General features: G+C 66.4%; 18 protein-coding genes. 9 read left to right on the forward strand and 9 right to left on the reverse strand.

The genetic code is table 11. From position 1 onward, the window contains the following. Positions 1-2 precede the first annotated feature (2 nt). A complete protein-coding gene (locus FHW64_RS15160) occupies positions 3-707 on the reverse strand; it encodes a Crp/Fnr family transcriptional regulator (protein ID WP_184527531.1) in 705 nt (234 codons plus the stop codon). Positions 708-839: 132 nt separating this feature from the next. Here FHW64_RS15160 and FHW64_RS15165 point away from each other — a divergent pair, with 132 nt between their 5' ends. From FHW64_RS15165 to FHW64_RS15175, 3 genes are read left to right on the forward strand one after another with little or no spacing between them, the layout of a single operon-like run. After that, on the forward strand, positions 840-1253 hold the full coding sequence (locus tag FHW64_RS15165; protein ID WP_184527533.1) for a thioesterase family protein: 414 nt from the start codon (positions 840-842) through the stop codon (positions 1251-1253). 7 nt (positions 1254-1260) lie between these two features. Next, on the forward strand, positions 1261-2034 hold the full coding sequence (locus FHW64_RS15170) for an SDR family oxidoreductase (protein ID WP_184527535.1): 774 nt from the start codon (positions 1261-1263) through the stop codon (positions 2032-2034). 33 nt (positions 2035-2067) lie between these two features. Continuing rightward, entirely contained in the window at positions 2068-3951 is a 1884-nt protein-coding gene (locus FHW64_RS15175) for an FAD-binding monooxygenase (RefSeq protein WP_184527537.1), read from the forward strand. Here FHW64_RS15175 and FHW64_RS15180 read toward each other — a convergent pair. Continuing rightward, on the reverse strand, positions 3948-4829 hold the full coding sequence (locus FHW64_RS15180) for a helix-turn-helix domain-containing protein (RefSeq protein ID WP_184527539.1): 882 nt from the start codon (positions 4827-4829) through the stop codon (positions 3948-3950). The two genes, FHW64_RS15175 and FHW64_RS15180, sit on opposite strands and share 4 nt — an antisense overlap. A gap of 112 nt (positions 4830-4941) precedes the next feature. On the opposite strand from FHW64_RS15180, the gene FHW64_RS15185 reads away from it, so the two are divergent. From FHW64_RS15185 to FHW64_RS15195, 3 genes are read left to right on the forward strand one after another with little or no spacing between them, the layout of a single operon-like run. Then, positions 4942-5775, forward strand: coding sequence for an SDR family NAD(P)-dependent oxidoreductase (locus FHW64_RS15185; protein WP_184527541.1), 834 nt, complete (start codon positions 4942-4944; stop codon positions 5773-5775). 22 nt (positions 5776-5797) lie between these two features. Continuing rightward, positions 5798-7555 (forward strand): FAD-dependent oxidoreductase, encoded by a 1758-nt coding sequence (locus FHW64_RS15190; protein ID WP_184527543.1) that lies wholly within the window; start codon positions 5798-5800, stop codon positions 7553-7555. After that, positions 7552-7902 (forward strand): NIPSNAP family protein, encoded by a 351-nt coding sequence (locus FHW64_RS15195; protein ID WP_184527545.1) that lies wholly within the window; start codon positions 7552-7554, stop codon positions 7900-7902. The genes FHW64_RS15190 and FHW64_RS15195 overlap by 4 nt, the downstream gene beginning before the upstream one ends. Here the strand turns inward: FHW64_RS15195 and FHW64_RS15200 are convergent. The 7 genes from FHW64_RS15200 to FHW64_RS15230 are packed head-to-tail and all read right to left on the reverse strand — an operon-like array spanning position 7886 to position 15851. After that, positions 7886-9478 carry an acyl CoA:acetate/3-ketoacid CoA transferase gene (locus FHW64_RS15200; RefSeq protein WP_184527547.1) on the reverse strand — a complete coding sequence of 531 codons (1593 nt, stop codon included), beginning with the start codon at positions 9476-9478 and terminating at the stop codon, positions 7886-7888. The two genes, FHW64_RS15195 and FHW64_RS15200, sit on opposite strands and share 17 nt — an antisense overlap. An 11-nt stretch (positions 9479-9489) precedes the next feature. Next, a complete protein-coding gene (locus FHW64_RS15205; RefSeq protein ID WP_184527549.1) occupies positions 9490-10650 on the reverse strand; it encodes an acyl-CoA dehydrogenase family protein in 1161 nt (386 codons plus the stop codon). A gap of 10 nt (positions 10651-10660) precedes the next feature. Then, complete coding sequence (locus tag FHW64_RS15210) at positions 10661-11476, reverse strand: sugar phosphate isomerase/epimerase (RefSeq protein WP_184527552.1); 816 nt, start codon at positions 11474-11476, stop codon at positions 10661-10663. Positions 11477-11486: 10 nt separating this feature from the next. Next, positions 11487-12113 (reverse strand): NIPSNAP family protein, encoded by a 627-nt coding sequence (locus FHW64_RS15215; protein WP_093165774.1) that lies wholly within the window; start codon positions 12111-12113, stop codon positions 11487-11489. Further along, on the reverse strand, positions 12098-13930 hold the full coding sequence (locus FHW64_RS15220; protein WP_184527554.1) for an FAD-dependent oxidoreductase: 1833 nt from the start codon (positions 13928-13930) through the stop codon (positions 12098-12100). Before FHW64_RS15220 ends, FHW64_RS15215 begins: the two co-directional genes overlap by 16 nt. Positions 13931-13944: 14 nt before the next feature. Next, positions 13945-14775, reverse strand: coding sequence for an IclR family transcriptional regulator (locus FHW64_RS15225; protein WP_184527556.1), 831 nt, complete (start codon positions 14773-14775; stop codon positions 13945-13947). Beyond that, positions 14772-15851, reverse strand: coding sequence for a Gfo/Idh/MocA family protein (locus FHW64_RS15230; protein ID WP_184527558.1), 1080 nt, complete (start codon positions 15849-15851; stop codon positions 14772-14774). The genes FHW64_RS15225 and FHW64_RS15230 overlap by 4 nt, the downstream gene beginning before the upstream one ends. A 135-nt stretch (positions 15852-15986) precedes the next feature. On the opposite strand from FHW64_RS15230, the gene FHW64_RS15235 reads away from it, so the two are divergent. From FHW64_RS15235 to FHW64_RS15245, 3 genes are all read left to right on the forward strand, one after another. Further along, complete coding sequence (locus FHW64_RS15235) at positions 15987-16787, forward strand: shikimate dehydrogenase (RefSeq protein WP_184527560.1); 801 nt, start codon at positions 15987-15989, stop codon at positions 16785-16787. A gap of 1 nt (position 16788) precedes the next feature. After that, positions 16789-18561: an FAD-dependent oxidoreductase gene (locus FHW64_RS15240; protein WP_184527562.1), complete on the forward strand. Its 1773-nt coding sequence runs from the start codon at positions 16789-16791 to the stop codon at positions 18559-18561. Between the two features lie 260 nt (positions 18562-18821). After that, entirely contained in the window at positions 18822-19625 is an 804-nt protein-coding gene (locus FHW64_RS15245; protein WP_184527564.1) for an SDR family NAD(P)-dependent oxidoreductase, read from the forward strand. The last annotated feature ends 14 nt before the right edge of the window (positions 19626-19639 follow it).

The following is a 19639-nucleotide window of genomic DNA, read 5'->3' on the forward strand; positions in this document are numbered from 1 at the left end:
GCCTACGGAACCAGTCGTTGCAGGCCGGGAATGTCGAGCACCACGATGCCGCCGTACTCGCTTCGAACAAGGCCGGCGCTCTTGAAGCGCATCAAGGCGCTGTTGCAGCTCTGGCGCGACACGGCAGCGAGATTGGCGATCTCTTCCTGCGACAGCTGCAGGTGTCGCTCGCCGAGCGGGTTGGCCAGCGGATTCACCATTCCGATGAGCGCGCGGGCCACCTGGCTGTCGGTATCCAGCAGACCCTGCGCTGCGTAGTTGCCCATGAACCAGTGCAGTCGCTCGTTCACCTGCATCAGGAGGAAGTCGTTGAATGTCGGCCGGTTGCGGCGCAGCCAATCAAACGTGTCGAACGGAATCAGCGCGACCCTGCTGGGGCGCAATGCCACGAGGTCCGACTGGCGCGGTTCGTTGCGGATCAGCGTGCCCTCGCCGAACCAGCTGCCCACCGATTGGCCGCCGAGGGAGACCGTCCGTCCGTCTTGCGCGGTGATCGCCCATTTGACCAAGCCCTCGAGCACGCCATACCAAGCGTGCTGCTGCTCGCCATGGTGGCCGAGCGAATCGCCAAGCGCCACCGCGCGTTCCGTTGCATCCCGGCGAACCTGCGCCTGCGTGGGCTCGTCGAGCTGGACGAACCACGCCGACTGTTCGAGCAACTCGTCGAGCGTGAGTGACGTGGCAGGCGCACGTTGCGGACGGGTCATCCTTGCCTCCCGGGGAGCAGCGCCTTTGCCCCGATAAAGGGAAAACCCTTAGCCGGAGTGTCCGCGCGTCGACTGTGCTTCCGAACGCAGAGAAGAACAATGATCCCTATCGAAGCGAGCTGTTTGAATCCCATGAGCAAGACCATCGTCTATGGCGTCGACGTGCAGTTCGGAGACTGCGACCCCGCGGGGATTGTCTTCTTTCCGAACTACTCGCGATGGATGGATGCCGCCTCGCATCACTACTTCACCGCCTGCGGCCTGCCACCCTGGCGAGCGATGAAGGAACTGCCCGGCTGCATCGGCGCACCGCTGCTGGAGATCCATACGCGCTTTCACACCGCGGTTTCCTACGGCGAGCGCATCGAGATTCACACCAGCGTCGAAGAATGGCGCGGCAAGGTCTTCATCCAGACCCATCGCGTGACGCGAGGCGACACACTGATCTGCGAAGGGCGGGAGACGCGGGCGCTGTGCGTGAAGGAAGACAGCGGAAAGCTCAAGGCGGTGCCCGTGCCCGATTTCATCCGTAACGCCTGTGCTTGAGGCACCCATGACAACCACCAACGTTCAACGCATCCTTGTCACTGCCGGCGCGGGCGGCATCGGCCGCTCCATCGTCATGGCATTTGCATCGGCGGGGGCGCGCGTCCACGCATGCGACATCGACGCCAATGCACTGAATGACCTGCGAGCGCAGGCTCCCTCCATCACGACGAGCGTCTGCGACGTTGCCGATCGCGCCGCAGTGCAACGCATGGTCAAGGAGGCGGCCGATTCGATGGGTGGGCTCGATGTGCTGGTGAACAACGCCGGCATCGCGGGCCCTACAGCGAGCGTCGCAGACATGGACCCGGATGCGTGGGAAGCCGTCCTGCGCGTCAACCTCACAGGCACATTCGCTGTGACACAGGCCGCCATCCCCCACCTGAAGCAATCGGCTGCAGGATCGATCGTGGTGATGTCGTCGCTCGCGGGTCGCTTCGGCTACCCGAATCGCAGCCCCTACGCGACGACCAAATGGGGGCTCATCGGCTTCACGAAGACCCTGTCACGCGAACTCGGTGAGTTCGGCATTCGCGTCAACGCGATCCTGCCGGGTGCAGTGGACGGCGCGCGCCTGCGCCAGGTCTTCGAAGGGCGCGCGTCGGTCTCGGGACGCAGCCTTGCAGAGGAAGAATCCGCCGCACTGGCCAATCAGTCGATCAAGCGCTTCGTCGACCCGGCAGACATTGCGGCGCTGGTGGTCTTTCTGGCTTCAGGCGCCGCGCGCTCGATCTCGGGACAGATGATTCCGGTGGACGGCGATTCGCAGAGCGCTTCCTGAGCCCTCACGACACACCCCAACGACGGAGGCACCATGCAGTTCTATCTCAATGGCTACGCACCCGGCGATCCCGACATCATCAAAGAGAAGCTCCCCGACACCGTCGACGTTCTCATCGTCGGCAGTGGACCCGCAGGCGCGTTGCTGGCCGCGCAGCTCTCGAATTTCCCGAGCATCAGCACCCGGCTGATCGAGCGTCGAGAAGGCCCGCTCAAGGTCGGCCAGGCAGACGGCATCGCCTGCCGCACGGTCGAAATGTTCGAGGCCTTCGGCCTGTCGCAGAAACTCATCCGCGAGGCCTACTGGGTCAACGAGACGGTCTTCTGGCGGCCATCCAAGACAGACCGCACGCGCATCGAGCGCACCGGCCGCGTGCAGGACACGGAAGACGGCCTGTCCGAGTTTCCGCACCTCATCGTCAACCAGGCCCGGCTGCAGCAGTACCTGCTCGACTACATGCGCATGTCGCCGACGCGGCTGGAGGCCAACTACGGGCTCGAGTTCGTCACCCTGAAGGTCGAACCCGAGGGCGAGCATCCGGTCGTGGTGACGCTGCGCGACGTGGCCAAGGGTTCGGAGTCCACAGTCCGCGCCCGATACGTGGTCGGCTGCGATGGCGCCCGAAGTCTCGTGCGCAATTCGATCGGTGCCATGCCGCACGGCGACTTCGCCAACCACGCATGGGGCGTCGTGGACATGCTGGCCGTCACCGACTTCCCGGACATCCGGCTCAAGGCGGCCATCCAGTCCGCGGACGAGGGCAACATCCTGCTCATTCCGCGTGAGGGCGGCTACATGGTGCGGCTCTATGTCGATCTCGGCGACATCGATCCGAACAATCGCGAAGCGATCAAGGACTTCACGCAGGAGAAGGTCATCGGGACTGCTCAGCGTGTGCTGCACCCGTATTCGCTCGACGTGAAGCGCGTGGTGTGGTTTGCGGTCTACCAGGTCGGCCAGCGCGTGACCGACCGCTTCGACGACGTGCCCACGGACCAGGTCGGCACCCGACTGCCGCACGTCTTCATCGCCGGTGACGCCTGCCACACCCACAGCGCAAAGGCCGGCCAGGGCATGAACGTGTCGATGCAGGACGCTTTCAACCTGGGCTGGAAGCTCGCTTCGGTCCTCGAAGGACGTGCCGGCCCGGAACTCCTGCGCACCTACACCGCCGAGCGCCATGCGATCGCGCAGCAGCTCATCGACTTCGACAAGGAGTGGTCGAAGATCATGGCGTCGCCGCCCAAGGATCCGGAGCACCCCGAACTCGGTGGAGTGGATCCGCAAGAGCTGCAGGCCTACTTCGTGAAGTCAGGGCGCTACACGGCCGGCGTCGCGACGCACTACACACCAACCACACTACTCACGGCCCAGTCGACCCATCAGGACCTCGCCAAGGGATTCACGATCGGCATGCGATTCCACTCGGCCCCCGTCGTGCGCCTCGCCGACGCGAAGCCAGTGCAGCTCGGCCATGCGGCGCGCGCCGACGGCGCCTGGCGCATCTATGCCTTCGCCGACAAGGCCGGCAAGCGCCTGCGAGACCTCACGACCTTCCTGGCGGACTCGCCGGCGTCGCCGATCCGCCGCTTCACGCCCACCGGTGACGACGTCGACATCGACAGCGTCATCGACGTTCGCGCCGTCTTCCAGCAGGGACACCTCGAGCTCAAGGTGGAAGAGCTTCCGTCGATCCTCATGCCGCGCAAGGGATGCTTCGGCCTCATCGATTACGAGAAGGCCTATTGCCCGGACCTCAAGAACGGACCGGACATCTTCGATCTGCGCGGCATCGATCGCGAGAAGGGTGCGATGGTCATCGTTCGTCCGGACCAGTACGTCTCGAACGTGCTGCCGCTCGATGCGCACGACGAACTCGCCGCCTTCTTCGGCCAGTTCCTGCTCGATCGGAACTAGGCCCGCGCGCGGGAGCGAAACTCCCGCGGCGTGAGTCCCGTGTGCTTGCGGAAGAAGCGGCCGAAATAGGCTTCATCGACAAAGCCCAGGTCACTCGCAAGCCGCTTGATGCTGACGTCGGTGTAGACCAGCTCGCGCTGCGCCTCGTGCACCAGCCGCGCATGCAGCACAGCGAGGCTCGAAGTCCCGAGCACCTCACGGCACAGCCGCGTGAGCTGTCCCGGCGTGATGCCGAGCTCGGACGCGTAGTCCTGCAGCGGCAGGTGCTGCTTGAATCGCGCATCGACCAGCGCGCGGAACTTCTGGATCTGCCCGTGCTTGCGTGAATCGCGAAGCACCGGCGTCTCCGCATCGACCTGTCGCAGCCGTGCAATCTGCACCAGCAGTGCGGTGATCAGCGACAAGGCTGCCGCAACCTGCCCGATCGAGCTTCGCCGCGACTCGCGTTCGATCGCGAGGAAGATCGGCATCAGCGCATCCATCGCCTCGTCCTGCTGTGCGAGCGACATCACGAGCGGCTTGCGGATGCTCTCGACGAGATCGGGCATGACCACCTGCGCCAGTGATTCGAGCGGCCGCTGGGCCGCGGTGACGACCGGTCCGTCGGTGTCGGGCGCGAAGTGAAATCCATGCACGGTTTGTGCAGGAATCAGGATCAGGCAAGGCGCGCGCTCGTTGATCCGCGCATGGTCGACTTGCACCTCGACAGCGCCTTGACGAAGCAGAAGGATCTGCACGAAGGCGTCATGCGTGTGAGGCTGGATCTCCCAGTTGTAGCGCTTGGAACGCGCAGGAATCCATTCGAAATCGAAAGTGGATTGCCAGCTTGGCTGGGCCTGATCGCCATAGAGCGAGTAGTTGGGAATGACTCTTGGCATGGAGGCAACGCTCAGGCAGGGAGGCCGGAATTGTCCTGTTGTTGGCATGAATCGTCAAACCGCCGACAAGGGGCGCGCCGAACAATGAAGCCGTGTACCCAAGGAGACATTCATGACAACAACTCATCCTCACGACAACGCATGGCTGGCGCTCGAAGACCAGGTTGCGGTCGTCACCGGCGCGGCCAGCGGCATCGGTGCCGCAGTCGCGCAATCGCTTAGCGACGCGGGCGCGAAGGTCGCGCTGCTCGACCTCGACGGCAAGGGCGCGGAAGCGCTCGCCGCGCAACTGCGTTCGCAAGGCCGGAGCGCCATCGCGATCGAATGCGACATCGCCAGCGAGGGCAGCGTCGCCAAGGCCGCACAACGCGTGGGCGACGAACTCGGCGCCTGCAGCGTGCTGGTCAACAACGCGGGCATGCTTCGCGCCGGCAACCTGGCGGACGTAAGCCTCGATGCATGGAACCAGGTGCTGACGGTCAACCTGACCGGCTACCTGCTGTGCGCACGCGCCTTCTCGAAACCGATGCGCGATGCACGGCGCGGCAGCATCGTGAACGTCGCTTCCATCTCGGCGCTGCACCCGCAGACCGGTAGCGGCGCCTACAGCGCGAGCAAGGCCGGCGTGCTGCTGATGTCGCGGCAAATGGCTGTGGAGTGGGGTCCGCTGGGTGTTCGCAGCAATGTGATCTGCCCGGGAATGATCCGCACCGCCCTTTCCGCCACGTTCTACGAGGAACCCGGCTTCGAGGCGCGGCGCGCGCAAGTGACGGCCAGCCGCCGCATCGGCGAGCCGCAGGACATCGCCGATGCCGCCCTCTTCCTCGCGAGTCCGCGTTCGGCCTACGTGAATGGCGCCGAACTGATGGTGGATGGCGGCATGTCCAGCATGTTGATGGACATGGTGCCCCGCCCCGGCTTCAACCGCACCACGGCGAACGCCTGACATCACTCAAGGAGACGAAGCAATGACCCAGGAACGCGAATACGACCTGCTGGTAGTCGGCTCCGGCGCTGCCGGACTCGCCTGCGCCATCACTGCGAAGAAGCGCGGACTCGATGTGATGGTGATCGAGAAGGAACCCGTCTTCGGTGGCACCACGGCACTTTCAGGGGGCGTGCTGTGGATTCCGCTGGCGCCGCACGGCCGCAAGCAGAATCCCGCCGACACGCGCGAGACAGCGCGCGAGTACCTCATGCAGGAGACGGGTCGCTTCTTCGATGCGGCGACCGTCGACACCTTTCTCGACAACGGTCCGAAGATGGTGGAGTTCTTCGAGCGCGAGACCGAGATGAAGTTCGTGCAGACGCTCTATCCCGACTACCACTGCGACGAGCCCGGCGGCGCGCAGATCGGCCGCTCCATCCTCGCGGCGCCGTATGACATTCGCGGCCTCGGCAAGGACATGCAGCGCCTGAAGCCGCCGCTGAAGACCATCACCTTCATCGGGATGATGTTCAACTCGTCGAACGCGGACCTCAAGCACTTCTTCCGCGCAACGAAGTCGCTCACCTCTTTCCTCTATGTCGCCCGCCGGCTGGCCACGCACATGAAGGAACTGCTGCTCTACCGGCGCGGCATCAACGTCACAAGCGGCAATGCGCTCGCGGCGCGGCTGGCGAAATCGGCGTTGGACCTCGGGATTCCGATCGAAACCTCGACGCCCGCACGCAAGGTGCTGATGGAAGACGGCCGCGCAGTCGGCCTGCAGGTCGAAGGTCCGGACGGCATGCGCCGCATCCGCGCGCGGCGCGGCGTGGTGCTCGCCTGCGGCGGCTTCCCGCATGACGTGCAGCGGATCGCCAAGGCCTATCCGCATGTGGCGCGAGGCGGTGAGCATCTGTCGCCCACGCCCGTCGGCAACACAGGCGACGGCGTGGCCATGGCCGAATCCGCCGGCGGCACTGCCGACATCCGCTTCGCCGACAGCGCGGCATGGATGCCGGTGTCGCGCGTGCCCTATGCGAACGGCGAGTTCGGTGTGTTCCCCCATCTGCTCGACCGCTACAAGCCCGGCGTCATCGGCGTGCTGCGCAATGGCAAGCGATTCACCAACGAGTCGAACTCCTACCACGACGTGGGCGCCGCGATGATCCGCGCGTGCGCAAGCGAGAAGGAAACCGCGATGTGGCTGGTGGTCGACAAGACTGCGCTCGCGAAGTACGGCCTCGGCTACGTCAAGCCCGCGCCGATGCCGGTCGGCCCGCATCTGCGCAGCGGCTACCTGATCAAGGGCCGCACACTTGCCGAACTCGCGCAGCGTGCCGGCATCGATCCGGCAGGGCTCGAGGCCACCGTGCGCGCATACAACGCAGGCGGCGCGGCGCAAGGCAAGGACCCAGCCTTCGACCGCGGCCGCACCGCGTTCAACCGCTACCTGGCAGACCCCGAACACCAGCCCAACCCCTGCGTCGCGCCGATCGAATCCGGCCCGTTCTATGCAGTGAAGGTGGTGATGGGCGACCTCGGCACCTTCGACGGGATCCGCACGAGTCCGGTCGGCGAAGTGCTCAAGCGCGACGGCGCGCCGATCGCTGGCCTCTATGCCGTCGGCAACGATCGCGCGAGCATGATGGGCGGCAACTATCCCGGCGCCGGGATCACGCACGGGCCGAACATGACCTTTGCCTACGTCACGGCCAATCACGTCGCGGACCTTGCCGAGAAGCCCAAGGCAGGCGCAGCCTCGACTGCGCCCGCTCGTCAACTGGAGCCTGTCGCATGAACCTCGTCGCAAGACCGCTCGTGGACCATCGCGTCTACACCATCGCGCTGCGCAAGATGCCGGAGTTCCTCGACGTCTTCGACCGGCTTGCGATGCCCATCCTGCTGGAGACCCTCGGCCATCCCATCGGCTTCTTCACCAGCGTCGTCGGCCCGCAGAATCAGTTCGTGCACCTCTGGGCTTACGAAAGCCTGGCCGACTACGAGACGCGCAGCCGGGCCCGCGACACGCATCCGGACTTCCCGGCGTACCTGCAGGCCTCGGCGCACCTCATCACGGCTCAGGAGACGCGGCTGATTCGCGCCGCAGACCTCCCGAGCGTGAGAAGCCTCATTCCGCAGCGCTGAAGAAGCGCGCCGGCATCACGGCGAGGTCCTTCGCGATGCGGGGCGCGAAGTCCATTTGCGCGAGCACATCGCGCTCCAGGTCGATGCCCGGCGCGATCTCGAAGAGTTCCACGCCCTGCGGCCCCAGCCGGAAGCTCGCGCGTTCGGTGAGATAGAGCACTTCCTGACCTCGAACGATCGACTGCGGGCCGCTGAAGGTGATCTGATCCACGCGCTGCACCAGCTTCTTCACCGTACCCTGTTGCATCACCCGCATCTGACCGTCGCCGGTGGAGAGCTTCACACCCTTCGCAGCGAAGGTCCCGCAGAACACGACCTTGCGTGCGTTCTGCGCGATGTCGATGAAGCCGCCCGGACCGACCGTGAAGCCGCCAAGGCGCGAGACGTTGACGCTGCCTTCCTCGTCGAACTCGCCAAAGCCGAGAAAGGCAATGTCAAGACCGCCGCCGGCGTAGAAGTCGAACTGCGTCGCGGCGTCCAGCATCGCGCTGGCATTGCGCGCGTAGCCGAAGAGTTCGCCATCCATCAGCAGGCCGCCATAGGTGCCGTGCTCGATGGTCTGGTAGATGCGGCCGCTGTCGCCGCGTAGCGCGACGAGCCGCGCTACCGCGTCGGGTACGCCGACGCCGTAGTTGACGACCGGGCGCGCCTTGCCGGTGTTGAACAGCTCCTCGGCGGCACGACGCGCCACGGCCTGCCGCTCGCCGAAGGCCTCGGCCGATGCGGCCTTTTCCATCGCATGGTCGGTGGCCTCGCTATCGCGGCGCGAGGCGCCGATGAGTTCACCCGAGAACGCCGGATCGAACGGAATCGCGTAGCTCGTGGCCTGCGCAGGGTCCACCACGATCGCATCGACCCAGGCTGACGGAATGCGCACTTCGCGCGCCTTGAGCGAACCGCTGGGCACCCTCTCCTTCACCTGCACGATGACCTTGCCGCCGCTGTTGCGCGCAGCGAGCGCGAGCGATTGCGCATCGAGATTGGCCGCCTCGTGCTCGAAGCTGATGTTGCCGTCATCGTCGGCCGCACTGGCGCGCACCAGCGCGATGTGAATCGGGAAGGGCTTGTAGCGCAGGTATTCGCGACCATCCATCTGCACCACATCGGCGAGATCTTCCCGCGCCGATGCATTCATGCGCCCGCCGCCCTGGCGCGGGTCGCACACGGTGCCCAGTCCGACGTGGGTGAAGAGCCCCGGCCTACCGGCGCCAATCTCACGCATGAGCTGGCTCGACACGCCGCCGGGCAGGATGTAGGCCTCGATCTTTTCTTCCTCCGCAAGGCGCTGCATGGCGGGCGACCAGACCCAGTGGCCGCCGATCACGCGTTTCACCAGACCTTCGTGCGCGAAGCAGTTCATGCCCTTGGTCTTCTTGTCACCGATGCCGAGCGCATGCATCACCGTGAGTGCGCGCGGCGCTTGGGTCTCAAGGAAGCGCGCCTGCACGGCCTCGAAGAGATGCGTGGCTTCCATGAGGCCACCACCGCCGCCCATCAAGCCGATCGTGTCGCCGTCGCGGATCAAGGCAACGGCTTCGCGCGCGGTCATGAACTTGCCGCTGTTCGAATGCGTCATCGCTGCGGCTCCTATCGATGCAGTTCGAAGAGCGAGGCGCCCTTCTTCATCGCACTCTTGGCGATCACGCCGCGATGGATCTCGCTGGTGCCATCGAAGATGCGGTAGATGCGCGCATCGCGGTAGTAGCGCTCGATCGGCAGCTCCTTGCAGAAGCCCATGCCGCCGAAGACCTGCACCGCGCGGTCGACCACGCGGCCCAGCGTTTCCGCTGCGTGCACCTTGACCATCGCGATCTGCTCGCGCGCATCGAAGCCCTGGTCGAGCATCCACGCGGCGTGATAGACCATCCATCGCGCGGCGTTGATCTCGATCACGCTATCGGCCAGCATCTGCTGGACCATCTGGAAGTCGCCGATCCGCTGGCCGAACTGCTGTCGGTCGTTGGCATAGGCTGTCATCAGTTCGAGCACGTGACTTGCCTTGCCAACTGCGCGCGCACCCACTTGCGCAAGACGCACCACGTTGAGCGCACCCATCGCGAGCTTGAAGCCCTGTCCGCGCTCGCCGAGCAGTGCCGCGTCTTCGAGCTGCACGTTGTCGAAGAAGAGCTCCAGGTGCGGCGTGCCGCGGATGCCCATCATCTTCTGGTCCTTGCCGACGGTGAAGCCCGCGAGGCCCTTGTCGACCATGAACATCGAAATCTCTTTCTCGCCGGTCCGGGCCGACACGAGGAAGAAGTCGCTCCATTCGCCGTCGCTGATGAAGTGCTTGCCGCCGTTGAGGACCCAGCCTGTGTCCGTCTTCTTCGCGTGGGTGCGAATGCCGGCCGCGTCCGATCCGGCGCCGGGCTCGGTGATCGCGATTGCGCAGGTGCGCTTGCCTGCGACGGAGGGTTCGAGCCATCGCGCGACCTGCTCACCGCGGCAATGCAACAGCGGTTCGTAGACGTTGCCGAAGGCGCGGCGGATGAGGTAGTCGCTGGTGTGGCCGAACTGCTCTTCGCACAGGATGCGGTCGAGGTTCGACAAGCCGCCGCCGCCAATGTCAGCGGGCATGTTGAGCGCGTAGAGGCCGAGCGCCTTCGCCTTCTCGTGGATCGTGGTGGCGGTGTCGCGATCGATGTTGCCGTCGTTCTCGAGCCGCTCTTCCAGCGGACGAAGCTCCTCGGCGATGAAGCGCCGCACGGTGTCGATCATCATCTTCTGCTCGTCGTTGAGCGCGAAATCCATGTTCTGTCTCCTAGAAATAGCGGCGGCTCGCCTCGAGGCACTGGCGGGCCCATTCGGTGGGGTCCATGGCGCGCATGCGGTCGAGGTGCACGACCTCGACGCTCACCGGCAGATCGGCCGGCAAGGCCGAGAACAGGCCGGCCAGGTCGATGTCGCCTTCTCCGGGCTGCAGACGGGCGCAGCGAGCCGTGTGGATCATTTCTTCGACCGTGAAGTCGCGGCCCTGCCGGGCGCGGCCGGGCGCGTCGCAGATCTGCGCGTAGTGCAGCAACTCGCGCGGTAACGCACGGATGTCCTCCAGCGTGGTGTCCGAGCGATCGAAATGCAGCGCGTCGACGAGGATGCCGGCGTTGGAGGGCATGCCGGCGGCCTCGATGACCGATAGCGCAGCGCGCGCATGCGGCACCGCCGTCCAGGGCATGAATTCGAGATCGGCGGTCATGCCGTAGGGCTTCATCAGCTCGCACAGGCGTGCGTAACCGTCGGCGAGGCGCGTTGGGTTGGAGTCATCGCCAGCCACGAGCACTGCACGTGCGCCAAGCGCGGCACCCGCATCCAGAAGCGGACGGAAGTCCAGCGGGTCGAACCCCTCGTTGATGCGGATGATCTCCAGATCGAAGACGCCGACGCCGGTGTCGCGCAGCAACGCTACGGTTTCGCGCAGCACTTCGGGTTTGCCGATGAGGTGCTGCTGTGGCGCACCGGGCGCGTTGGGCAGCAGGCGCAGGCCTACATGCGCATAGCCCAGCCGGGCGGCGATGCGCACCGCCTCGGGCGGCGTCGCGTCGCATGCAGTCAGATACGCCATGGAAAAGACGCGGGACATCGCGATCTCCTTACTTCAGCGGGGACACTGCCGTCGGCAGCGCGATCGTCGAAACCATGTCGGTCGTGAGCCATGCCGGCCCGCCCTTCGGCGGCCAGATACCCTGTGCGACCGCGTCGGCGCGTGCCTTGCTGCGCGCATCCAGCGAGGGATAGGCCCAGATGTTGGTGAAGCGCGGCGCGCCATCGAGCGCAACCATCGCAATGACGCACGGCGACAGCTTTTCGCGCGCGGGCAGGTACTCGGCCCACAACTCGCTGGTCTTGCTGACGCCGCCGGGCTTGATGCCGTAGGTGCGGATTTCGTACACCGGCCCGGCGATGCCGGATTCGGCGCTCGGCCGCACCGGCTTCATCCAGTCGAAGGCACGGTAGCTCGCGAGTTCGAGCCGCTGATAGAGCTCGCCGCAGCCGAAGGGGCTCGCGCTGGCGAGGGTGCGCTGTCGCGCGGCGTCGAGCGCCGAGCGGTCTTCAAAGCCGCGCAGAACGATCATCTGGTTCAACACGCCGATGTCGCTGGTCCAGCAGGCCAGCAGTTCACCGCCAGCGCCGGGCGCGTTCGCGAAGGCTTGCACCTGTTGCGCGGCCTGCGCGGCGGTGCCGAAGGGCAAGGTCAGTGTGGCTATCTCGTAGTACATGCGATGGGTTCCTCGATGAGTGGTTCGGTGGAGACGGTCTGGGACGGCGCCGGCGCGGACGGCCGACGATCTGCGGAAGGGGACGCCACGCCCGCGGCGTCGTGCGCGGCGATCCAGGCGAAGGTCATGGCGGGGCCGAGCGTGATGCCGCCGCTCGGGTAGTGGCCGCCCATCACGCTGGCCATGTCGTTGCCAGCGGCGTAGAGGCCTGCAATGGGCGCGCCCTGGCGGTCGAGCACGCGTGCTTTCGCGTCGACACGCAAACCGGCAAAGGTGCCGAGGCTGCCGGCGACGACCTTCACGGCGTAGAACGGCCCGCGTTCGATCGGCGCCATGCATGGATTCGCGAGGCCGGCGCGCACTTCGCCCTGCACGCGGTTGTAGGGCGTCTCGCCTTTTGCGAAATCCTCGTCGCGGCCCTGCAGGGCTTGCGCGTTGTAGCGATCGACTGTGGCAGCGAGACCGGCCGGGTCGATGCCGCAGGCCACTGCAAGTTCGGCCAAGGTGCGACCGCGCTTGAGATAGCCGTTGGCCAGCATTGGGCGATGCGGGATCGGTGCAGGTTTGACGGCGCCGAGACCGAATCGACGGATGAACGCGCTATCGCAGATCAACCAGGCTTCGACCGGCTCGCCGGCCGGCGTGGCCGCGAGCAATCCGCGCATGAAGTCGTGATACGAATCGGCCTCGTTGACGAAGCGCCGTCCATCGCAGCGCACTGCGATCAGCCCCGGCTTGGCGCGTTCGATCAGGTGCGGGAAGTGCGCTACCGAGCCGTCCGCGCGTGGCACCAGCGACACCGGCGCGAGCGCAGCAGACTGCGCGAGGTCATCGGCAACGAGGCCGCCGACCGACTCACCGAGGCGCAGTCCATCGCCAGTGTTGCCGTGCGATCCGGCCGACCAGTGCTCGCGGCCCGTGGGTGCATGCGGCAACAGCGCCTTCAGGCGCTCAGGGTCGTGCGGAAACCCGCCGCATGCGAGGACGACGCCGCGCGATGCTTCGATGCGCACGCGCCCCGCGGGTGACTCGACCACCGCCCCCACCACGCGCTCGCCACGTCGCAACAGGCGACGCGCTGCGTGATCGACGAGGACCTGCACGCCGGCCTCGAAAGCTGACGCCGCAAGCGCGCCCGTGAGCGCATTGCCATTGACCAGCCGGAGCCCGCGTCCATGCAGCAGGCGATCGCGGGCATAGGCCGCGAGGCGCTTCGCGACGTACCACGCGGAACGCGGCGAGGTGCTTGCGTCGAGGAAGTGCCGCAGCTCCCGCCCGGAGCCAATCCCCATGCCCCAGAGCGTGGTCTCGGGCAATGGCGGCTTGATCTGGTGAGCGCGCTTGCCGAGCCGGCGAGCGTCGAACGGCGCAGCACAGACCGAGCGCCCGCCTGTCGATGCATCAGGCGTGCGTCCATGGAAATCAGGAATCGCATTGCCGTCGATGAACTGCAGCGCGGTGTGGCGCTGGAAGAAATCCACCATGCGCGGGCCGTTGTCGAGGAAGGCAAGCGCGCGCGCTTCGTCGAACTGCGCGCCGAGTTCGCGGCGCAGATAGGCCAGCGGCCGCCCTGCGTCTTCCTCGATACCCGCCGCGCGGGCCAGCGGATTGCGCGGAATCCACATCCAGCCGCCGGACCACGCAGTGGTTCCGCCGAGCCGCGATTCCTTCTCCACGACGATGACCGAAAGGCCCAGGTGTGCCGCAGTGACCGCGGCGGCCAGTCCCCCGGCGCCGGAGCCGACGACAAGCAGATCGCACGCAAGAGTGGCCGAGGAAGGGGGCGTGGAATCGTGGGGATCTGCGTCGTCGGGCATCGTCGGAAGTGCCGCTAGGCGGCGTAGATCGGCAATCGGCCGGACTTCCGTCCGCCGCTGCCGGAGTGGGCGCCCTGGAAGAAGGGCGAAGTGCCGCTCGCAGCGGCCATCTGCTCGCAGATCGCGAGCAGCTCGGGTGCGAGCGCGTGCATGCGTTCTTCGGTGAATCGCACCGTGGGTCCGGCGATCGTGATGACGCCGATCGGCGGCCGGTTGCCGAGGCGGACCGGCGCGGCCATCGCGTTGAGGCCGGCGGTGAAGGTCTCGACGGTCACGCTGTAGCCACGCTCGCGCGCGGCATGCACCATGTCCATCATTTCCTTCATGGTGCGCGGTGCGTTGGGTCCGTATTCTTCGGGCTGGCCGATGCCTTGGCGGGATGCGAGCGTCATCGCCTCGTCATCGCTGAGGCCGGACATCCAGGCGAGGCCTGACGAGGAGCACGACAGGCGCGCGTCGCTGCCCATGTCCGGGTCGTAGCGAAGGCCTTGGCGAGCGCCCTGCGCCCGCGCCACCCACGTGAGCCGCTCGCCGTCGATGACGGACAGGCGCACGAGCTCCCCCGATATCTCTGCCAGCCGGTCGAGCAACGGTTGCGAGAAGTCGACGATGCCGCTCTGGCTCAGGAACGAGAGACCGACCGACACCAGCTTGGTGGTCAGCATGTAGTCGCCGTGATCGCGCAACTGACGCACGTAGCCGACGCGGATCAGCTCGTTCAGCAGGCGGTGCGCCGCGCTGCGCGGCATGTTGAGCTGGTCGGCGACAGCCGCGAGTTCGAGACCTTCTCCGTGCTGGGACAGCAGTTCGAGAATGCCCAGTGTTCTTTCCATGACGCCGCTCATGATTCGTTCCTTCCTTCGTTGACGGGAAGGGTCAGCGTATCCGATGCAAGGGGCGCCTTGGCCGCGGCCTCGAGCACCGCGCGAGTCGCGGCCAATGTGCGCATGCCGTCCAGCGCGCTGCACAGGGAATCCGTTTCGCGACCCTCGATGAGGTCGGCGAAATGCGCGAGTTGCCGTTCGTACGGATCGCGCTGGTGAACCACGCTCTGTTCGCGGGTGAGTTCTTCGTGCCAGCCGCGCTCGCCCGGGTACTGCCACAGCGCGAGGTCGGGCAGCGAGAGCGAACCGTGCGTACCCGCGATGAAGTGCGACTGCACGGTCTGGCGCGGATAGGCGGGCGATTCGCCAGCACAGAAGTCCCAGCACCAGGGGGCCGTGACGCAGTCCGAGACGATCACGGTGCCGATCGCACCGCCGCTGAATCGCAGCACGGCCGCGGCACTGTCCTCGACTTCGAAGCCGCGCGTGGCGTGGCTGTCGACGGCCTGCACCGATTCGATTTCGCCGACGAGGAAGCGCAGCAGATCGATGTCGTGGATGAGGTTGATCAGCACCGGGCCACCTCCGTGCTGGCGGCGCCAAGACGTCTCGAAATAGCTGTCGGGCTTGAGGAAGGTCGCCAGTGCATTGACCGCGACGATGCGACCGAGCCGGCCGGCAGACACGATCTCACGTGCGCGTCGGATGACCGGGTTGTGGCGACGGTGATGGCCGATCAGCACCGGCACGCGGTACTGGGCTTCGGCCGCGACAAGGCGCTCTGCATCGACCACGGTGTCGGCAACGGGCTTCTCGACCAGAACGGCGACGCCCTGGGAGAGGCAATCGAGCGCAATCGACACGTGCGTCGCGTTGGGCGTCGCGATGATCGCGCCGGCGGGCCGGACAGCTTCGAGCAATGCGCGGTGGTCCGCGAACCAGGGCACCCCGGCGGCCTCCGCCGCTGCACGACCGCCTTCCGTCGGGTCGGCGATCCCTGCAAGCGATGCCCTGTCGCTGCGTTGCAGCCGATCGATATGTGTGCGACCGATGGCGCCGGCGCCGAACAGGGCGATGGGAGTCTTGCGATGGTTCATGGTTGTCTCCGGCGGAATTCTAGGTTTTCTCTGAATCCATTTCAATACTTGAATAGTATTCCAGTTTTCGATACGATTCCGCCAATCACCCGCTCGCCAGATGCGGATGTGCACACAACCAGGAGACAGGTCGGAATGTCGGAACAGCTTTTGTTGAACGGTGCAACCCGCGTCCACTACATCGTGGGCGACCCCGTCGCACAGGTGAAATCGCCCGGCGACGTGAGCCGCGCCTTCGCCGAGCGCGGACTCAACGCGATGGTGATGCCCGCCCACGTGGCCCCAGCGGCGCTTGCGCGTTGGCTGGAAGGCGTCTCTCTCGCGCAGAACGTGGATGGCGTCATCGTGACCGTGCCCCACAAATTCGCGTGCTTCGCACTCTGCGCCACCGCTTCCGACCGCGCCCGCTTCCTCGGCGCGGTGAACACGATGCGCCGCAACCCCAACGGCACCTGGCACGGCGACATGTTCGACGGCCTCGGCTACGTTGCCGCGTTGCGCGATCGCGGATGCGACCCGGCCGGCCGCAAGGCGCTCCTCGTCGGCGCCGGTGGCGCGGGCTCCGCGATCGCTCATGCCCTTGTCATGGCCGGTGTCGACTCGCTCGCGATCCACGACGGCGACACCGCGCGCCGCGATGCACTCGTCGCACGTCTCGCGGGACTCGACAAATGCCCGGTAGCAGTCGGCAGCAGCGACCCTGAGGGCTTCGATCTCGTCATCAACGCCTCGCCTGCTGGCATGAAGGAAAGCGATCCCTATCCGGTCGACGTCGAGCGGCTCGATCCACGCGCATTCGTCGGATGCGTGATCACCGCACCCGCCATCTCGCCCCTGATCGCCGCTGCAAGGTCGAAGGGCTGCGCCACTGCCACCGGTGCCGACATGTTCGCGCGCGTGCGCGACCTGATGGTCGACTTTCTCGTGGAGCAATGACATGCATCGCATCCAGACCCTTGCTTCCCTGCCGCAGGACTCGACCTTCGACGTGGTGGTGATCGGCGCCGGCGGTGCCGGCATGGCGGCGGCGCTCTTCGCGGCGCTCGAAGGCCGGCAGGTGCTGCTCGTCGAGCGCACTTCGCACGTCGGCGGAACCACCGCGCTGTCCGCCGGCACGACCTGGGTACCCGGAACGCGCCTCGGTGCCGGTGTGAATCCGCAGGACTCCATCGCGGAAGCCGCACGCTACCTCGACAACGCGATCGGCACCCGTACGCCATCCAGCCTTCGCCAAGCCTTCCTCGACCACGGTGCCGAAGCCATCGAGGCGCTGGAATCCACGACTGATGTGCACTTCCGGGCCTGCCCCAGGCACCCGGACTACATCTCCGACCTCGTCGGCTCCACGATCAATGGCCGCGCACTCGAACCGATGCCGTTCGACGGCCGCCTGCTGGGCGAGCTCTTTTCACTCGTGCGTCCGCCGATTCCGGAATTCACGGTGCTCGGCGGCATGATGGTCGACCGCACCGACATCAATCATCTGCTGGGGATGTCGCGCTCGGTCGCATCGCTTCGCCATTCCGCGAAGATCCTCGGACGCCACGCTGCCGATCGACTGCAGCACGCGCGCGGCACGCGGCTCGTCATGGGCAATGCGCTCATCGCGCGACTGCTGTATTCGCTCTCGCGGCGCAACGAAGTCAGCCTGGCACTCGACACGAGCGTCGAACGAATCGGCCGCGCCGACGACGGCATCGAATCGATCGTCCTCCAACAGGGCGACACGCGGCGCACGGTGCATGTCCAGGGCGGCGTGGTGCTGGCCAGCGGCGGCTTCAATCGCGACCCCGCGCGCCGCCAGGCGATGCTGCCCGGCGTCGACCCCGAGTGGTGCCCCGGCGCACCCGGCCACACCGCCGAAGCGCATTCGCTGGCAGAAGCCGTAGGCGCGCGCTATGGCGAAGGCGCGATGAGCCCCGCCTTCTGGGCACCCGTCTCCAAGCGCCGTCGCACCGACGGCAGCACCGGTGTGTTCCCTCATTTCGTGATGGACCGCGCCAAGCCCGGCATGCTCACGGTGAACCAGGCCGGCGAACGCTTCGTCAACGAAAGCACGTCGTACCACCTCTTCGGCCTCGCAATGCAGAAGCTGCAACAGGGCGGCAGCAACAGCGTGCCGGCCTTCCTCATCTGCGATGCCGAAGCGCTGCGCAAGTACGGCATCGGCATGGTCCGCCCCGGCGGCAAGGGTCTCGCGCCCTACCTCGCCGATGGCTACCTGGTGCGCGGCGACACGATCGAATCGCTGGCCCAGGCGCTTTCGATCGACCCCGCGAAGCTCGCCGAAACCGTGCAACGCTTCAACGCGAACGCAAGCCAGGGTGTCGACCCTGACTTCCAGAGAGGCAGCACCGTCTACTCGCAGAACATCGGCGACGCGACCTGGCCGGGCCCCAACCCCTGTCTCGGCCCGCTCACGCAAGGCCCCTTCTACGCAGTGCGCCTCTACCCCGGCGACATCGGCGCGGCCACCGGCTTCGCAACCGATGCGAACGCACGCGCGCTCGACGCAGCCGGCGCACCAATCGAAGGCCTCTACGCAGTGGGCAACGACATGCACTCGATCATGGGCGGTGTCTACACCGCACCCGGCATCACGATCGGCCCCGGCATCGTGTTCGCACGACTTGCCGCACGCCACGCCGCTGCGCGGGCTGCACGAAACGCACCCCGCACGGAGCCGGCCGTGGCCCTAGGGAAAACCTGATCGCTCGCGCACGAATTGTCCGGGTGTCGGCCTGAATCGTCGACGCACGCGGCAAGCCCCTCGCCAAAAATTCCGCCATGGATGCGATGCGCGCAAAACACCGCGCAGACCGCATGGCAATTGAGGAAACCAGGAGACAAGACATGCAGAAGACAGCGGATCACGCGTGCGCGTCGCGCAGCAAACGGCAACTTGCCGAAGCCTCGCGCGATGCCGGATTCAGCCGGACACCGACAACACGGCGCACGGCCGCCTGAGCCATGGCCAACGCATCCATCCACATGCCTACCGCACTGGTGACCGGCGCTGCCGACGGCATCGGTTTCGCGACCGCGGAACGCTTCGCCGCTTCCGGCTGGCGCGTCGCATTGCTGGATCTGCGCGACGAAGCTGCGCAAGCACGCGCAGCTGCACTCGGCGACGATCACATCGCCATCGCCTGCGATGTCACCGATGCCGACAGCGTCCGCGCCGCAGTCACCAGCGTCACTGAGCGCTGCGGCCGCATCGACGCGCTCGTCAACAACGCCGGCATCAGCGAACAGAACGCGCCGACGCTCGAGCAGACACCCGAAGGCTTCGACCGCGTGTTGGCGGTCAACCTGAAGGGCGCGTTCCTGATGACGCAGGCGGTGCTCGCCACGATGCGCTCGCAGACGCGCGATGAACGCGGACAGCGCGGCGCCATCGTCAACCTCGGCTCCATTGCAAGCCTGGCGGGCATTCCCGGCCGCAACGCCTACAGCGCCGCCAAGGCCGGCGTGCTCGGGATGACGCGCGCACTCGCAAGCGAATGGGCGCGCGAAGGCATCCGCGTCAATGCAGTGGCGCCCGGCTATGTGCGCACCGCGCTGGTGGACGACCTGGTGCGGCGCGGCGCGATCGATGCACACGCGATCGCTTCGCGCACGCCGTTGGGCCGCATGGCCGAACCGGCAGAGATCGCCGAGACGATCTTCTTTCTTTCATCGCCTGCCGCGAGCTACGTCACCGGCGCCGTGCTGTCGGCCGACGGCGGCTGGACCGCATTCGGCGCACCCACCGGCGCGCTGGCCGACATCTGAATCTCGAGGAGACA

The sequence above is a fragment of the Variovorax sp. Sphag1AA genome (assembly GCF_014192575.1).
GTDB lineage: Bacteria > Pseudomonadota > Gammaproteobacteria > Burkholderiales > Burkholderiaceae_C > Variovorax.

Coding starts and splice junctions, on each gene's coding strand:
- FHW64_RS15200 (WP_184527547.1), bottom strand. CDS start 9,478: ATGACGCATTCGAACAGCGGCAAGTTCATGACCGCGCGCGAAGCCGTT.
- FHW64_RS15195 (WP_184527545.1), top strand. CDS start 7,552: ATGAACCTCGTCGCAAGACCGCTCGTGGACCATCGCGTCTACACCATC.
- FHW64_RS15230 (WP_184527558.1), bottom strand. CDS start 15,851: ATGAACCATCGCAAGACTCCCATCGCCCTGTTCGGCGCCGGCGCCATC.
- FHW64_RS15240 (WP_184527562.1), top strand. CDS start 16,789: ATGCATCGCATCCAGACCCTTGCTTCCCTGCCGCAGGACTCGACCTTC.
- FHW64_RS15210 (WP_184527552.1), bottom strand. CDS start 11,476: ATGTCCCGCGTCTTTTCCATGGCGTATCTGACTGCATGCGACGCGACG.
- FHW64_RS15185 (WP_184527541.1), top strand. CDS start 4,942: ATGACAACAACTCATCCTCACGACAACGCATGGCTGGCGCTCGAAGAC.
- FHW64_RS15220 (WP_184527554.1), bottom strand. CDS start 13,930: ATGCCCGACGACGCAGATCCCCACGATTCCACGCCCCCTTCCTCGGCC.
- FHW64_RS15160 (WP_184527531.1), bottom strand. CDS start 707: ATGACCCGTCCGCAACGTGCGCCTGCCACGTCACTCACGCTCGACGAG.
- FHW64_RS15235 (WP_184527560.1), top strand. CDS start 15,987: ATGTCGGAACAGCTTTTGTTGAACGGTGCAACCCGCGTCCACTACATC.
- FHW64_RS15180 (WP_184527539.1), bottom strand. CDS start 4,829: ATGCCAAGAGTCATTCCCAACTACTCGCTCTATGGCGATCAGGCCCAG.
- FHW64_RS15245 (WP_184527564.1), top strand. CDS start 18,822: ATGGCCAACGCATCCATCCACATGCCTACCGCACTGGTGACCGGCGCT.
- FHW64_RS15205 (WP_184527549.1), bottom strand. CDS start 10,650: ATGGATTTCGCGCTCAACGACGAGCAGAAGATGATGATCGACACCGTG.
- FHW64_RS15170 (WP_184527535.1), top strand. CDS start 1,261: ATGACAACCACCAACGTTCAACGCATCCTTGTCACTGCCGGCGCGGGC.
- FHW64_RS15215 (WP_093165774.1), bottom strand. CDS start 12,113: ATGTACTACGAGATAGCCACACTGACCTTGCCCTTCGGCACCGCCGCG.
- FHW64_RS15175 (WP_184527537.1), top strand. CDS start 2,068: ATGCAGTTCTATCTCAATGGCTACGCACCCGGCGATCCCGACATCATC.
- FHW64_RS15190 (WP_184527543.1), top strand. CDS start 5,798: ATGACCCAGGAACGCGAATACGACCTGCTGGTAGTCGGCTCCGGCGCT.
- FHW64_RS15165 (WP_184527533.1), top strand. CDS start 840: ATGAGCAAGACCATCGTCTATGGCGTCGACGTGCAGTTCGGAGACTGC.
- FHW64_RS15225 (WP_184527556.1), bottom strand. CDS start 14,775: ATGAGCGGCGTCATGGAAAGAACACTGGGCATTCTCGAACTGCTGTCC.